The organism is Celerinatantimonas marina, assembly GCF_046054165.1.
In the GTDB taxonomy this organism is placed as follows: domain Bacteria; phylum Pseudomonadota; class Gammaproteobacteria; order Enterobacterales; family Celerinatantimonadaceae; genus Celerinatantimonas.
In genome coordinates, this window is sequence record NZ_JBFNXK010000005.1 from 166,594 (window position 1) to 181,789 (window position 15,196).

13 protein-coding genes are annotated in these 15,196 nt (G+C 41.3%); 8 read left to right on the forward strand and 5 right to left on the reverse strand.

What is annotated here, in order from left to right:
• Nucleotides 1-36 precede the first annotated feature (36 nt).
• Both uspE and ttcA read left to right on the forward strand, forming a co-directional pair.
• Nucleotides 37-957, forward strand: coding sequence for a universal stress protein UspE (gene uspE / locus ABUE20_RS07370; protein ID WP_408619233.1), 921 nt, complete (start codon nucleotides 37-39; stop codon nucleotides 955-957).
• A gap of 73 nt (nucleotides 958-1,030) precedes the next feature.
• Nucleotides 1,031-1,954, forward strand: a complete 924-nt coding sequence (gene ttcA, locus ABUE20_RS07375; RefSeq protein WP_408619234.1) for a tRNA 2-thiocytidine(32) synthetase TtcA — start codon at nucleotides 1,031-1,033, stop codon at nucleotides 1,952-1,954.
• A 64-nt stretch (nucleotides 1,955-2,018) separates the two neighbouring features.
• On the opposite strand, the gene ABUE20_RS07380 is transcribed toward ttcA, so the two are convergent.
• Both ABUE20_RS07380 and cobB read right to left on the reverse strand, forming a co-directional pair.
• The gene (locus tag ABUE20_RS07380) at nucleotides 2,019-2,804 is read right to left on the reverse strand and encodes a glucosaminidase domain-containing protein (RefSeq protein ID WP_408619235.1); all 786 of its coding nucleotides are present in this window, start codon (nucleotides 2,802-2,804) and stop codon (nucleotides 2,019-2,021) included.
• Nucleotides 2,805-2,855: 51 nt separating this feature from the next.
• Nucleotides 2,856-3,566 (reverse strand): Sir2 family NAD+-dependent deacetylase, encoded by a 711-nt coding sequence (gene cobB, locus ABUE20_RS07385; RefSeq protein WP_408619236.1) that lies wholly within the window; start codon nucleotides 3,564-3,566, stop codon nucleotides 2,856-2,858.
• A 465-nt stretch (nucleotides 3,567-4,031) separates the two neighbouring features.
• On the opposite strand from cobB, the gene ABUE20_RS07390 reads away from it, so the two are divergent.
• The 6 genes from ABUE20_RS07390 to ABUE20_RS07415 all read left to right on the forward strand — a co-directional run bounded on the left by ABUE20_RS07390 (nucleotide 4,032) and on the right by ABUE20_RS07415 (nucleotide 11,081).
• Nucleotides 4,032-5,054 carry an amino acid ABC transporter substrate-binding protein gene (locus ABUE20_RS07390; RefSeq protein WP_408619237.1) on the forward strand — a complete coding sequence of 341 codons (1,023 nt, stop codon included), beginning with the start codon at nucleotides 4,032-4,034 and terminating at the stop codon, nucleotides 5,052-5,054.
• Nucleotides 5,055-5,144: 90 nt separating this feature from the next.
• Entirely contained in the window at nucleotides 5,145-6,335 is a 1,191-nt protein-coding gene (locus ABUE20_RS07395) for an amino acid ABC transporter permease (protein WP_408619238.1), read from the forward strand.
• Nucleotides 6,336-6,338: 3 nt separating this feature from the next.
• On the forward strand, nucleotides 6,339-7,439 hold the full coding sequence (locus tag ABUE20_RS07400; RefSeq protein WP_408619239.1) for an amino acid ABC transporter permease: 1,101 nt from the start codon (nucleotides 6,339-6,341) through the stop codon (nucleotides 7,437-7,439).
• A gap of 19 nt (nucleotides 7,440-7,458) precedes the next feature.
• The gene (locus tag ABUE20_RS07405; RefSeq protein WP_408619240.1) at nucleotides 7,459-8,229 is read left to right on the forward strand and encodes an amino acid ABC transporter ATP-binding protein; all 771 of its coding nucleotides are present in this window, start codon (nucleotides 7,459-7,461) and stop codon (nucleotides 8,227-8,229) included.
• Nucleotides 8,230-8,418: 189 nt separating this feature from the next.
• Nucleotides 8,419-8,877 carry an IS200/IS605 family transposase gene (tnpA, locus tag ABUE20_RS07410; RefSeq protein WP_408619241.1) on the forward strand — a complete coding sequence of 153 codons (459 nt, stop codon included), beginning with the start codon at nucleotides 8,419-8,421 and terminating at the stop codon, nucleotides 8,875-8,877.
• 296 nt (nucleotides 8,878-9,173) lie between these two features.
• Nucleotides 9,174-11,081: a methyl-accepting chemotaxis protein gene (locus tag ABUE20_RS07415; protein ID WP_408619242.1), complete on the forward strand. Its 1,908-nt coding sequence runs from the start codon at nucleotides 9,174-9,176 to the stop codon at nucleotides 11,079-11,081.
• A gap of 307 nt (nucleotides 11,082-11,388) precedes the next feature.
• Here ABUE20_RS07415 and ABUE20_RS07420 read toward each other — a convergent pair whose 3' ends face one another.
• The 3 genes from ABUE20_RS07420 to pheS are packed head-to-tail and all read right to left on the reverse strand — an operon-like array spanning nucleotide 11,389 to nucleotide 15,082.
• A complete protein-coding gene (locus tag ABUE20_RS07420; RefSeq protein WP_408619243.1) occupies nucleotides 11,389-11,700 on the reverse strand; it encodes an integration host factor subunit alpha in 312 nt (103 codons plus the stop codon).
• A 2-nt stretch (nucleotides 11,701-11,702) separates the two neighbouring features.
• Nucleotides 11,703-14,090 (reverse strand): phenylalanine--tRNA ligase subunit beta, encoded by a 2,388-nt coding sequence (gene pheT, locus ABUE20_RS07425; protein ID WP_408619244.1) that lies wholly within the window; start codon nucleotides 14,088-14,090, stop codon nucleotides 11,703-11,705.
• 11 nt (nucleotides 14,091-14,101) lie between these two features.
• The gene (gene pheS / locus ABUE20_RS07430) at nucleotides 14,102-15,082 is read right to left on the reverse strand and encodes a phenylalanine--tRNA ligase subunit alpha (RefSeq protein ID WP_408619245.1); all 981 of its coding nucleotides are present in this window, start codon (nucleotides 15,080-15,082) and stop codon (nucleotides 14,102-14,104) included.
• Between the last annotated feature and the right edge of the window lie 114 nt (nucleotides 15,083-15,196).

A 15,196-nucleotide genomic window follows, 5' to 3' on the forward strand; every position in this document is an offset into this window, starting at 1 on the left:
ATTTAACCGTAAGGTTAGATAGCTAAGGAGCTCGTTGTGATTAAATATAAAAATATCTTAGTAGTCATCGACCCGACTCAAGAAGACCAAGCTGCACTTTCTCGTGCCATCTATCTTTCCCAACAAAAACAGCATGCTCCAATTAAAGCACTCCTGACAATTTACGACTTTTCTTATGAAATGACTTCAATGCTTTCCTCTGTGGAACGTGAGGCCATGCGTGCTGCTGTGATTGCTGATCGTATTGAATGGCTCAAACGGCTTGTCTCTCAATATCAGGCCGATGGTGTTGAAATTGAAACAAAAGTGCTTTGGAATAACCGATTATATGAAGCCATCATCAATGAAGCTGTTGAATTTGGTCATGATTTAATCGTTAAATCGACGCACAGTCATCCTAAACTTCAGTCTGTTATATTTACACCAACAGATTGGCATTTGATTCGTAAATCCCCTATTCCATTATTGTTGGTCAAAAATAGACAATGGCCTGATCATGGACGTGTTTTAGCTGCAGTACATTTAGGGGCCGAAGATGAACTTCATCTCAAACTAAATGACGATATTACATGCTACAGCAAAGATTTAGCTAATTTGATCAACGGGGAGTTACATGTCGTTAATGCTTATCCACCGGCCCCGGCAAATATAGCGATTGAATTACCTGATTTTGATCCGGAACTCTATAACCAAAGTGTCAAAGAACAGCATGAAACGCTGGTCAAAGAATATATTGATAAATATGGACTTGAGGACGCGCGGGTTCATCTGGAAGAAGGATTACCCGATGATGCTATTATCGATACCGCATTTAATTTAGATGCAGCCGTTGTAGTATTAGGGACCTGTGGCCGAAGTGGATTATCTGGTGCTCTCATTGGTAATACCGCAGAACATGTTATCGATCAACTTGACTGTGACCTGTTAGCGTTACGCCCAGCGGCGATCGAATCCTAACGTCGAATCTGTCTTGCACAAGAAAAGCGAGCCATTATAATGGGCCCGCTTTTTCTTTTTAAGTAAACGAGATATGTCGACGAACTCAAATAACAAAGCCAAGGCTATATATAACGCAAACAAACTGCAAAAACGACTCCGTAGACAAGTGGGCCAAGCCATTGCTGATTTCAATATGATTGAGGCGGGTGATAGAGTTATGGTTTGCCTGTCAGGAGGTAAAGATAGTTATGGCATGCTAGAAATTCTGCGCAACCTTCAAGCCCATGCTCCTGTTGATTTTGAGCTCATTGCCGTCAACTTAGATCAGAAACAACCGGGGTTTCCTGAACATATCTTGCCCAATTATCTTGATACTCTCGATATCCCATATAAAATCGTTGAAGAAGACACTTATTCGATTGTCAAAGAAAAAATCCCTGAAGGTAAAACTACCTGCTCATTATGTTCTCGATTAAGACGAGGGATCCTCTATCGCACCGCTAAAGAGCTTAAAGTGACCAAAATAGCATTGGGGCATCACCGAGATGATATCTTAGAAACCTTGTTTTTGAATATGTTTCATGGTGGAAAACTCAAGGCCATGCCACCAAAGCTCATGAGTGATGACGGGCAACATATTGTCATTAGACCTTTGGCTTATTGCAAAGAGTCCGATCTCCAACGATTTGCCGAGATTAAGCAGTTTCCTATTATCCCTTGCAACTTATGTGGTTCACAAGAGAATCTACAACGTCAAGCCATTAAAGAAATGCTTAATAGGTGGGAAAAAAGCTTTCCTGGGCGAATTGAGACAATGTTTCGTTCCATTCAGAATATTGTTCCTTCTCACTTGATGGATCATCATCTGTTTGATTTCAAATCGATCGATCATGACAGTGAAATTATTGACGGCGGAGATATAGGTTTTGATCAACCCGATTTAAGAGCAGATAACAATTTTCCTGAAGTTAATCCAGAAGACATTGTTCCTATTCAGTTTATTGATGCCAGTTAATGGATGAAGACTACAGCCGCTGATGAAAACCTGGCCATAAAAACCGGGTTTTCATCAAACTAATTCATTCGGCTAGATTTAACTTCACAAGATCAGGCCATAAGTCGCTATTATGCAGCATTAACAACTTCAGTGCATCGACATAAGACTGCCCTTTCTCTGAATAATAAAGTAATCCTTCCACAAGCGCATTTCCCGAAATCTGATTCTTTTGTAAACGTTGCTGTTGACGGATCACACGTAATTGATGATACGCTGGATGTGTATTTAGATTTCGGATGTATGCAGCCAATGATTGATAGGGTGATCTAAATTTTTGGACTTCATGAGTAGCTCCGTCAGGACGCTGTTGAGGAACAAGACCACACCCTTCTTTAAAACACCACTGACCAAACAGGTTATTACCCTCCTGCGCAAATCTGGAGGTTCCCCAAGCCGATTCATTGGCAGCCTGAGCTAAAACTAAATTAGGTGGAATAACATCCACTCGCCGTTTTAACTGTTCGAACAGGGCTTCATTTACATTGCCATCAAATGTCACATTATATCGATCTGAAAGTTGTTCCATAAACTGTTCAGCTCTGGAACTCAAACTTCCTTTATTTTCGAATTGTTGTTCTGCGCGTAACAGTATTTTTCGCTCTTTTAAGATTTGAGTATTAGCCAAACGGATTAAAGGCAGCAAATATTCTGTAAAACGTTGTTTTCGCTGCTCTGTATCTGTATCGGCTAAATTGGGAAGATGCGATTTATGCACAGAAATACGCGGGAGTGACCACCGCTCCATTTCTGGAGAATTATCACACCCAACAAGAACAAATAGCATGCTCAATATAACTAACCAACGCAAACCAAAACTCCCGGGATAACAATTGGTCAGCAAGTCTACCAAAAATCGAGACTAATATGCCAATTTCTCCATAACTTGATGGACAAAATCCGGCACGACCTGAGTCGCAGGACCATAAATTTTTTCATCGAAAGCACTTTCAACCTGAGACGGTGCTAAATTTAGCTCAACTGTTTTTGCTCCATTGATACTTGCCTGACGAACGAATCCAGCCGCAGGATACACCACGCCTGAAGTTCCTATAGCAATAAACAAATCAGCCCGGCTTAAGGCATCACTAATCTCATCCATATATAAAGGCATTTCACCAAACCAAACGACATGGGGGCGTAACGAATTAGCTGGATGGCAACATTGGCAAGGCTCATCACTCGCAATATCATGATCACAAACATAGAGCTGCCCTGTTTTTACACAACGAACTTTAAGTAACTCACCATGCATATGTAAAATATTCTGACTTCCAGCTCGCTCATGCAAATTATCAATATTTTGCGTCACGAGTGTTAGATTCACACCTGGCTGCTTAGCTAATTGAGCAAGACTTTGATGGGCGGCATTCGGGGCAATGCCCGGATCAAGCAACTCCTGGCGTCGTGCATTATAGAATGATTGAACCTGCTCAGGATCTCGGTGATATCCTTCTGGCGTACATATATCTTCAATCTTGTGTTCCGCCCATAATCCCGTATCCCCCCGAAATGTTTGGATACCCGACTCAGCCGATATTCCTGCACCTGTTAAGACAACGATATTCATCATGCTTGATCCTTTACCTTCCATTGATATCAATGACAACTAGTTTTTATACCCATTAACTATTGATAAATTCTACTCTGAATGACAGTCGGTGATAGTCATTATGTCAAAATCATTGCTTATTATTCATACTGTTATATCTATATAGATATATAAAATGATTGTGATATCTGAGAATTTTTTTAGAAAAAAATGTTACGAAGCTGCTAGCGGAAAGCTCTGATTCAGATTAATCAGCTATGATATAGATAGACTAATATTCCATTTCATAGGGCTGTAGAACTATCAAAAACTTTTATTTTAGGGAGTAAGTCGAAGAATTTACTGTTTTTCATAACAAAACAGTAGAAAAATTTGATTGACAGCCTTATGGGAGAGCGTTTATTTTGTCTTCAAGCCCCAGGGATTTGGGCAACTGAATTCCTTTAGGGCTTCAATAAATCATAAAAATGTACAGGGAAGATTCTAATGTTTAAGAAAAAAAGTGTATGCGCAGCAGTAGCTGCAGCAGCTCTGGTCATTTCAGCTTCCGCAAATGCAGACACAACTCTCAACAGTGTAAAAACTAAAGGCTATGTTCAGTGTGGAGTAAGCGCAGGTTTACCTGGCTTCTCTAACCCAGACTCCAAAGGTAATTGGCAAGGTATTGACGTTGATGTCTGCCGTGCGGTTGCCGCTGCAGTCTTAGGGGATGCTAGCAAAGTCAAATATACTCCGTTGACAGCTAAAGAACGCTTCACCGCCTTACAATCAGGTGAAATCGATATGCTATCGCGGAATACTACTTGGACACTCACTCGTGATGCTTCGCTGGGACTTAACTTTGCAGGCGTAAACTACTACGATGGTCAGGGTTTCTTGGTCAGTAAAGATTTAGGCGTTAAATCAGCAAAAGAATTAGATGGTGCGGCTGTTTGTGTTCAATCAGGTACTACAACTGAAATGAACCTAGCTGATTATTTCCGAAGCAATAACATGAAATATACACCGGTTGTATTCGATACATCCGATCAAACTGTAAAAGGTTTTGAAGCCGGTCGTTGTGATGTATTGACTTCAGATCAGTCTCAGCTTTATGCCCTGCGCATTAAACTGTCTAAACCTGAAAATGCAATTGTATTACCAGAAGTTATCTCTAAAGAACCTTTAGGCCCTGTTGTTCGCCAAGGTGATGATCAATGGTTTAACATCGTTAAATGGTCACTGTTTGCCATGATTAACGCTGAAGAATTAGGGGTATCATCAACAAATGTCGACGCGATGTTGAAATCAGATAACCCTAAAATCAAACGTTTAGTCGGTGCTGATGGTGATAAAGGTGAAATGTTAGGCTTAGATAGCAAATGGTCCTATAACATTATCAAACAAGTTGGTAACTACGCTGAAGTATTCAAGCGTGATGTAGGTGCCGATTCACCTCTTAAAATTTCTCGGGGCTTGAATGCTCTATGGAAAGATGGCGGCATTCAGTATGCTCCACCAATCCGCTAATTAAGCATTTGAACGTCAGAGCTGGGCTTTCCCCCAGCTCTATCTTTATTTATTGAGTCTAAATATTAAGTAGTTTGTCAGGAGCACTTTATGGCTGAACAGCCTTCTCCTAAATCCAAGTTAACGCTTCGAACCATATGGTTCGATCCAAATGTTCGCTCATTAGTTTTCCAGATTATTGCCGTTTTGGCCGTTGTTTGGTTTCTACATGATATTATTTCTAATGCTCTTTATAACCTGGATGCCAGAGGGATCAAAACCGGATTCGGTTTTCTGGATGATCGCGCAGGTTTCGGTATTATTCAGAGTTTAATTCCTTACACTGAAGATAGTACTTTTGGTCGAACCTTCGTTGTTGGACTTTTAAATACATTACTTGTTTCAGTTTTAGGTATTATCCTTTCGACTATTCTCGGTTTCATCATTGGGATTGCCCGCCTCTCTCAAAACTGGATGCTCGCAAAACTGAGTGCCGTTTATGTCGAAGTTCTACGCAACACACCTTTATTACTACAAATATTCTTTTGGTATAATGCTGTTTTAGCCCCTCTGCCAAGCCCTCGCCAAAGTGTTCACTTAGGCGGATCGGTCTTCCTAAATAACCGTGGATTATATGTTCCCAAGCCGATATTTGAGGCTGGATCAATTGCCGTTGTGATTGCGACGCTCATAGCCATCGTCGCTATTGTTGTGATTAAACGCTGGGCGAAAGCAAGACAACTCAAAACAGGTCAGCAATTTCCTGTTTTTTGGGCATCCATCGGCATTATTATTGTCCTTCCAGTGCTGGCTTACTTTTTTAGTGGTTCACCCATTTCACTTCAATACCCCGAACTGAGAGGTTTTAATTTCCGGGGAGGTTGGACAATCATCCCAGAATTAACCGCCTTACTATTAGCTCTTGCACTATATACCTCTGCATTTATTGCCGAAATTGTGCGCTCCGGGATTGAAGCTGTAAATAAAGGCCAGACAGAAGCTGCACAATCTTTGGCACTGTCCCGAGGGCAGACATTACGCCTTGTCATTATTCCTCAGGCAATGCGAGTTATCATTCCACCTTTAACCAGTGAGTATTTAAATTTAACTAAAAACTCCTCATTAGCTACTGCGATTGGGTATCCTGAACTTGTTTCTGTCTTTATGGGAACAACCCTTAACCAAACTGGGCAAGCCATCGAAGTCATTGCAATGACAATGGCTGTTTACTTGGTGATCAGTTTAGTCACATCGTTCTTGATGAACCTATACAACCGTAAAGTTGCATTGGTGGAGAGATAATCTATGGCTGAACATCAATTTAAACCTGATCGACCAGCACCAAAATCAGAAGTTGGTCTGATTGGATGGCTAAGAAAAAATTTCTTTTCAACTTGGTACAACTCACTGTTTACAATCGTGGTTCTCTACCTAGTCATTCCTGCACTTTATCACTTTGCTCAATGGGCATTTATCGATGCCAGTTGGATTGGAAATGATCGAAATGCATGTACGGTTGGCGGTGGAGCCTGTTGGGTCTTTATTGAAGATCGCTTTCCTCAATTGATTTATGGCTTTTTCCCTGAATCAATGCGGTGGCGTCCTGACCTAGTTTACCTCGGTGCAGCACTCTTGATCGGCTGGTTAGCGTGGCCTAAAGCACCCAAAAAAATATGGGTTGGTGCTTTTACAATCTTTATTTTTCCTATTATTGCCTTAATTTTGCTAAATGGCGGATTATTTGGCATGGAGAAAGTCGAAACCAGCAAATGGGGTGGTGTTCTTGTCACACTGGTTTTAGCATTATCAGGGATTGTCATCTCACTCCCCTTCGGGACAGTACTAGCGCTGGGTCGACGCTCAAAAATGCCAATCATTCGGACGTTAAGTACCGTCTATATCGAATTTTGGCGAGCAGTTCCTCTCATTACCGTATTATTTATGGCATCCGTCATGTTGCCATTATTTACAACCAGTGATGTTGGGATTGATAAACTGTTAAGAGCCATGATTGGGATTACCATGTTCTATTCAGCTTACATGGCTGAAGTCATTCGTGGTGGGTTGCAAGCAATACCGAAAGGCCAATATGAAGCAGCAGAATCATTGGGACTGAGCTATTGGAAAACGATGATATTTGTAATTTTGCCCCAGGCATTAAAAATTACTATTCCATCAATTGTGAACACCTTCATCTCTCTGTTTAAAGATACCAGTTTAGTATTGATTATTGGTATTTTCGATCTACTGGCGATTGGCCAAGCAGCACTATCAGATCCAAGCTGGCTCGGATTTTCTGTTGAGATGTACGTATTTATTGCATTTGTTTTCTGGGTCTTCTGTTTTGGGATTTCTCGTTATTCCATTTACATCGAGAAGAAACTCCATACAGGCCACAAGAATTAAGATTTAAGGATTTTTAAGCATGACTGAACAATCATCTGTGGATCACAAAAAACAGGCAAGTGTGATCCAGCTAAAACAAATGAACAAATGGTACGGCGAGTTTCATGTTTTAAAAGATATTAATCTCGAAGTATCAAAAGGCGAAAAAATTGTGATTTGTGGCCCATCAGGGTCTGGTAAATCAACAATGATCCGCTGCATCAACCGATTAGAGGAACATCAGGCCGGACAAATTATTGTCAATGGTGTACAACTCGATAACGATTTAAAAAATATCGAACTGGTACGTCGGGATGTAGGCATGTGTTTTCAACACTTTAACCTATTCCCTCATCTGACTGTCTTGCAAAACTGTTGTTTAGCCCCTATTTGGGTTAAACGCACGCCGCAAAAGGAAGCAGAAGAAGTCGCCATGAAATATCTGGAACGCGTTAAAATTCCGGATCAAGCGAATAAATATCCAGGTCAACTCTCCGGAGGTCAGCAGCAACGAGTTGCTATCGCTCGTAGCTTGTGTATGAGCCCATCAATTATGTTATTTGATGAACCTACATCAGCTCTTGATCCAGAAATGGTTCGGGAAGTATTAGATGTTATGGTCGAATTAGCAGAAGAAGGGATGACAATGCTGTGTGTTACCCACGAAATGGGGTTTGCAAAACAAGTTGCTGATCGAGTGATTTTTATGGATCGAGGCGAAATCATTGAGGAAAATGGACCCCATGAGTTCTTTGAAAATCCTCAGTCTGATCGGACTAAATTGTTCTTAAGCCAGATACTTAATCATTAATATCTGTTAATAATTTTAAGGCATCCTCCTATGGATGCCTTTTTATTGTGCCTAGAAAACCCCCAGCTAGGCTGGGGGTTCAGTAAAGCTTTCAGCTATGAGTCAGTTATAAACCCCCTTTCAATTTGTTAAAGCCCCTTGCGGTCTGGCAACTGCAAAAGTTAAACGAAAATTGAAAGGGGGTCCCAGATGGGGGACGAAAAGAGCTTAGCGCACACACGATGGAATTGTAAATATCACATCGTATTTGCCCCGAAGTACCGAAGAAAGGTGTTTTACGGAGAAAAACGCAGGGCGATAGGCGAAATATTGAGAAAACTCTGTGAATGGAAAAATGTCAATATTCTCGAAGCGGAGTGTTGTGTGGACCATATTCACATGCTTTTAGAAATACCCCCCAAAATGAGTGTTTCAGGTTTTATGGGGTATTTGAAGGGGAAAAGTAGTCTGATGCTTTATGAGCAGTTTGGCGAATTGAAATTTAAATACAGAAATCGAGAATTTTGGTGTCGAGGGTATTATGTGGATACGGTGGGGAAAAATACCGCAAAGATACAGAATTACATAAAACATCAATTGGAGCAGGATAAACTGGGAGAGCAACTGTCGATCCCGTATCCAGGAAGCCCGTTTACGGGCCGCAAGTAATAGTCATATGCAAATGTCAGATCGCGATGCGCCGCTAGGGCGCTGCTGGCAGGAAAGCCTTACAGGCGCATATGAAAAACCTCCGGCTATGCCGGAGGATTGTTTTTTCAATAACCATTTGCCCTCAAAAACTATATTCCCCCTTGAATGACCTAATTATTGAATAATATCTTGATAATCAAAATATTAATTTTGTATAAAGTTATAATTTCACTCAAGCGAACCATCAGCTTGCCGCTATACTGGAAGTAGTACTACAAAAACCGATTCCGGCAACCTATAAGGTCGTAGTATTTATGAAACTATCACTTCAAGGAAAGCTCAGTGCAGTAACGATTATTGTTATTGCCATCATATCAATCTGTCTTGGGACACTTTCTTATTCCCAGTTGAAGGCATCCCGGGATAAATTAATTAACTCAGAAGCTCAAGCACAAGCTACTGCGTTTAAAAGCTATCTTTCAAGTTGGGCCTCAGATCATAAAAATATTATGCAGGGATTAGCAGAGCAACTCGATATAGAACTGCAGTCAGGCCCATTAGATCACCAAAAAATATTACGGTTGCTAAGCCAAACCAAAACCAGTGGCGATTTTGCCCTTACCTTCGTTGGCCTTGAAGATGGTACAATGTATCGTCATGATCCGTCACTCGATAAGTCAGGCTATGATCCCCGAGTCAGGGACTGGTATAAGTCAGCCAAAACAGAACAGCAACCCTTGATTACTGCACCATATATTGCAGCAACTGGTAAAAAACTAGCCATTACTTTTGTATATCCTTTGATCGTCAATGGAAAATTCGCCGGAGCTATCGGCGGTCTGTTTTATATGGATAAGATCGTAAACAATGTTCTTTCGATGGCTGTTCAAGGAGATGGATATGCAATGTTATTTGATCGCCGAAATGTCATCGCAGCTTATCCAGAACAATCCCTTATTCTGAAAGAGCCGACAGTGCTTTCACCCAGCTTTTCACAGAGCAATCTGCTCAATCTTGCATCGAAGAATTCAATCAGCGCGGTAACGATCAATCAGCAAAAAATGCTGGTATATTTAGGTACGATTCCACATACAGAGTGGATTTTAGGACTAGCCATGAAAAAGTCAGTGCTGGATGCACCACTTTTCAGCCTGCTGCTAAAAACTTTACTTATCGTGGTAATCTTAATTGTTATCGCCGCAATAGGCGCATCATTCCTGATCCGATGGCTTTTTAAAGATCTTAGGAATGTATCTGAAGGACTGAGTAATATAGCTAGTGGGAATGGGGATCTCACCCTCCGAATACAAACTAATTCAACGGATGAAATTGGACAGCTGGCCCATAATTTTAATAGTTTTGTCCAGTTTTTACATGGAATCATATCTCGGCTAAGGGATATTTGTGATGAACTCGTGGAACAGGCCGCAACCACAACCCGAACATCTGATCGAAGTGAAACACAAATCCATAGCCAGCAACAGGAAGTCACTCTGGTGGCAACGGCAGTCAATGAAATGACTGTTGCAACTCAAGAAATTGCGAATAATGCTGCGAATACAGCCCAAACATCCGATAACGCTGTAAGTTTAAGTAACAGTGGACAGATCCAAGTTCATCAGAGTCAGGAAAGTATTAATAAACTTGCCAGTGAACTGCAATCCACAATGAATGCTATCAGTGAATTAGACTCACATGTACAAGAAATTAGTTCAATCCTAACTACGATTTCTGGCATCGCAGAGCAAACGAATCTCCTAGCGCTTAATGCTGCGATTGAAGCCGCTCGCGCTGGAGAGCAAGGTCGTGGTTTTGCCGTCGTAGCCGATGAAGTTCGCTCATTATCCCAACGCACACATTCTTCTACCGAAGAGATTCGAAATATGATTGAGGTATTACAGCGTTCAACTCATCATGCTGTAAGCAGTATGACCAACAGCCGTGAATTAGCGGATCATAGTGTTAATGATACCGAAGCGGCAAATCGAAGCTTCGAAGAAATAAGACAGTCCATTGAAACGATTAACGAGATGGCCACCCAAATAGCCACTGCAGCAGAAGAGCAGACATCCGTAACCTCTGAAATAAATGAAAATACAACGAATATTCATTCTGCAGCTGAAGAATTAGCGCTAGTGGCAACTGAAAGTTCCCGGCAGGCTGGAGAACTCGCCAAATTAAGTGAACGGCTCCGCCAAGACATTGGCTTATTTAAATTATAATGTGCCTTCCGTGCCAATAAGTTAGGAATATTCTAGATTCTTTTTATTGGCACTATTTATTGTGCTGCAAGCATAACTATTAAATCGCATATTTTTGTAATTAAATTAAAAAAGACGAGATAGATTTTGGAAAAACTTAATCTCTACGCCGATAAATTAGGTTATCTGGCATCATATTTATGATTGTTTAGAGAAGTTCATATGAAAGAGTGGCAAAATAATGGCAAAACAATTCCATAGCATTAACGCTATTAGAGAACAAAGCCTTAAGGTAAAAACCCACCCTAAGGCTTTGGAAAGTTAACCTTTACTCATCAGAGTCAGAGGAAGATGGTTCAGCGTTCTCCACCCTACTTTTTAATTTCTGACCAGGTCTAAATGTAACAACCCGTCTGGCGCTAATAGGGATATCCTCTCCCGTTTTTGGATTTCGACCTGGGCGTTGATTTTTCTCACGCAGATCAAAATTACCGAATCCGGAAATTTTAACTTGTTCCCCAACCTCTAACGATGATCGGATTTCTTCAAAAAATGCCTCTACAACATCTTTCGACTCTTTTTTACTAAATCCCAACCGTTCAAAGAGATTCTCCGCAAGGTCAGCTTTAGTTAATGCCATATTTAATCCCTCAAGGATGCATCGAATTCGGATTTGAGCGCAGCGACAATCGTGTCGATCAGTGCAGCAATCTCACCTTCTTCCAAGGTCCGCTCTTGATCCTGAAGAGTCAGACTAATTGCAACGCTTTTCTTATCTTCAGCGATACCTTTACCTTGGTATACATCGAATAAGTTTACGCCAACTAGTTGATTTGTGCCATTTTTCCATACACATTTTAATAAATCTGAGGCATTCGTCTGCTGATCAACGACAATAGCTAAATCCCGACGATTTGATGGAAATTTAGACACAGGTTTTGCATCAGGAATAGAGCCCTTGATTAAGGCCTCTGCTTCGATTTCAAACAAGAAAACTCGGCCATTAATCGCAAACGATTTCTCCAACTGAGGATGCAGCGCACCAACCCATCCGACAGGCTTTCCACAACGTAAAATCTGAGCAGATTGACCTGGATGTAATGCGGCACATTCCGCAGAAATAAATTCAAATTCAGAGGCTAAACCGGTCGCAGAAATCAATGCTTCGACATCACCTTTAATGTCATAAAAATCAACTTCCCGGGCATCACTATTCCAGCCTTCTGAAGCAATAGAACCGCTGATAACCCCTGCCATCAATTCATCTTGTCTCACACCATTTTCAGCATTTGGATCAGGAATAAATCGCAAACCTCGTTCAAACAATCGAATGCGAGATTGTTGACGTTTTTGATTATATGACAATGTATTCAGCAAGCCTGTCCACAGATTCACTCGCATCTGAGACATATCGATAGAAATTGGATTAGGAAGGTCCATCGTTGCTTGTCCAGGTGCCAATAACTGCTGTTTTTTAGGATCGACAAAACTATAGGTCACCGCTTCCTGATAATCTCGATCAACTAAAATTTGAGCTAACCGGGTCGACAACAATTTTGACTCAGGAATCGAATGCATTTGCAGATGTGCCAGAGGGGCTAAATTAGGAATTTCATTGTATCCAAAGATACGTGCGACCTCTTCAATCAAATCCTGTTCAATTTCAATATCAAAGCGATAGCTTGGTGCAACAACACGCCAACCTTCACTTATGGCTGTCACACTTAAACCAAGTCGCTGTAGAATTTCTGTAACCAAATCACTTGTAAATGAATAACCGATCAAGCGTTCTAATCGCTGTTTTCTGAGTGTAATAGGCTGAGGTTTAGGTAATGCATCAAGATCTTCTTCAATCACAACAGGCCCAGCTTGCCCACCACAAATATCGATAATTAATTGAGTCGCTCTCTCAATGGCCTGTTCTTGCAACTGCCAGTCAACGCCACGTTCATATCGATGTGAAGCATCCGTGTGTAAACCATATTGACGGGCACGGCCTGTAATTGCGAGAGGCGCAAAAAAAGCACTCTCTAAAAAGATATGGCGACTAGTTTCTGTAACACCTGTATGAAGCCCACCAAAAATACCAGCCAATGCAATTGGACCACGTTGATCCGCAATAACTAATGTATTTGTATCCAGTTTGACTTCTTGTTCATCTAAAGTGACTAACGTTTCACCTTCTTGAGCCAACCGGACATCAATATGATCCTGTAACTTATCCAGATCAAATGCATGCAGAGGTTGGCCCAGCTCTAAAAGAACATAGTTAGTCACATCAACTACAGGATCAATCGACCGAATACCGCTTCGACGCAACTTTTCAGTCATCCAGAGTGGTGTAGATGCTTTAATATCAACATTTTCGATAACACGCCCAAGATAACGAGGACAAGCTTTAGTATCGATCACATTAACTTTAAAACTGCGATCCAAGGTAACGGCTGACGGCAAGATTTCCGGAGTCTTGACATCTAAATTATTTAGGACTCCAAGTTCCCGAGCGATCCCAGCCACACTTAAACAGTCAGCTCGGTTAGGTGTTAAATCGATCTCAATCGCATAATCATCTAAGGCCAGATAATCCCGGACAGATTGGCCAATAGGAGCATCGTCAGGAAGTTCCAATATGCCAGAATTATCATCACTAATGGCTAATTCGCTGGCACTACATAACATTCCGAAAGAAGGTTGCCCTCGTAATTTAGCTTTTTTGATTTTAAAGTCACCGGGTAATACAGCCCCGACGGTGGCAACAGCCACTTTTAATCCCTGTCGACAATTTGGAGCACCGCACACAATATCGAGTAACGCATCATGACCAATATCAATCTTAGTTACATGTAACTTATCGGCATCAGGATGTTGTTCACATTCAACAACTTTCCCAACCACAACTCCAGAAAAATCACCAGCTACGGGGATCACTTCATCAACTTCTAAGCCAGCCATCGTAATTTGTTCAACCAACTCATCCCGAGTCAGTTGCGGATTAACCCACTCACGAAGCCACGATTCACTTAATTTCATTGCTATTACCTTTAGTTAAATTGTTTCAGGAAACGCAAGTCATTTTCGAAAAATGCTCGCAAGTCATTGACGCCATAACGAAGCATCGTTAAACGTTCGACCCCCATACCAAAGGCAAAACCAGTATATTGTTCTGGATCGATATTCACCGAACTCAATACATTCGGATGGACCATTCCACAACCTAACACTTCAAGCCATCCATTTTTTCCTAAAACATCTACTTCCGCAGATGTTTCCGTAAATGGAAAATAAGATGGACGAAAACGAATTTTAAGATCCTGCTCAAAAAAGCTCTGTAGGAAATCGTAGAGGATCCCTTTTAATTCCGTAAAATTGACATTAGTGTCAACCATTAACCCCTCAACCTGATGAAACATCGGGGTATGAGTCTGATCATAATCATTGCGGTAAACGCGACCTGGAGAAATAATTCGAATCGGGGGTTTCTGAGTTTCCATCGTCCGAATCTGAACCCCAGAAGTTTGGGTCCGTAAAACTAATTCAGGATTGAAATAGAACGTATCATGATCTGCTCGGGCCGGATGATGGGCTGGAATATTTAGCGCATCAAAGTTATGAAAGCTATCTTCAACTTCCGGACCTACTTTTGTTTCAAACCCTAATTGACCAAAATAATTTTGGATCCGATCAATCGTACGAGAAACAGGATGCAAACCACCCCGCTCTGAATTTCTGCCCGGCAATGTAACATCAATACTTTCACTCGCCAACTTAGCGTCCAGCACAGCCTGTTGCAATGCTTGTCGCTTATCATTGATAGATTCTGTAATAGTTTGCTTAGCGTTATTAATGGCTTGTCCTGCCGCAGGACGCTCCTCAGGACTTAATTTGCCTAGAGTTTGCATCTGCTTAGTCATCAGACCTTTTTTGCCTAAATATTCAACGCGAACCGCGTCCAGCGCAGCTATATCACCGGCATCATCGATCTGAGAAAGTGCCTGATGAATTAGCCCTTCTAGTTCTTGCATGAGTTCCTCTATCCCGCTTAAAAATGGGTTTTGAGATGATTAGAAATTTAAACATGAATAGTAATAGAAAGTCACTAAAATGGCTAGTTTGAGAGAAAAACTCTCTTAGAGATC

What these genes read in the sequence shown, in the direction of transcription:
- ttcA (WP_408619234.1), top strand. Translation starts at nt 1,031, where the DNA reads ATGTCGACGAACTCAAATAACAAAGCCAAGGCTATATATAACGCAAAC.
- cobB (WP_408619236.1), bottom strand. Translation starts at nt 3,566, where the DNA reads ATGATGAATATCGTTGTCTTAACAGGTGCAGGAATATCGGCTGAGTCG.
- ABUE20_RS07390 (WP_408619237.1), top strand. Translation starts at nt 4,032, where the DNA reads ATGTTTAAGAAAAAAAGTGTATGCGCAGCAGTAGCTGCAGCAGCTCTG.
- ABUE20_RS07395 (WP_408619238.1), top strand. Translation starts at nt 5,145, where the DNA reads ATGGCTGAACAGCCTTCTCCTAAATCCAAGTTAACGCTTCGAACCATA.
- ABUE20_RS07400 (WP_408619239.1), top strand. Translation starts at nt 6,339, where the DNA reads ATGGCTGAACATCAATTTAAACCTGATCGACCAGCACCAAAATCAGAA.
- ABUE20_RS07405 (WP_408619240.1), top strand. Translation starts at nt 7,459, where the DNA reads ATGACTGAACAATCATCTGTGGATCACAAAAAACAGGCAAGTGTGATC.
- tnpA (WP_408619241.1), top strand. Translation starts at nt 8,419, where the DNA reads ATGGGGGACGAAAAGAGCTTAGCGCACACACGATGGAATTGTAAATAT.
- ABUE20_RS07415 (WP_408619242.1), top strand. Translation starts at nt 9,174, where the DNA reads ATGAAACTATCACTTCAAGGAAAGCTCAGTGCAGTAACGATTATTGTT.
- ABUE20_RS07420 (WP_408619243.1), bottom strand. Translation starts at nt 11,700, where the DNA reads ATGGCATTAACTAAAGCTGACCTTGCGGAGAATCTCTTTGAACGGTTG.
- pheT (WP_408619244.1), bottom strand. Translation starts at nt 14,090, where the DNA reads ATGAAATTAAGTGAATCGTGGCTTCGTGAGTGGGTTAATCCGCAACTG.
- pheS (WP_408619245.1), bottom strand. Translation starts at nt 15,082, where the DNA reads ATGCAAGAACTAGAAGGGCTAATTCATCAGGCACTTTCTCAGATCGAT.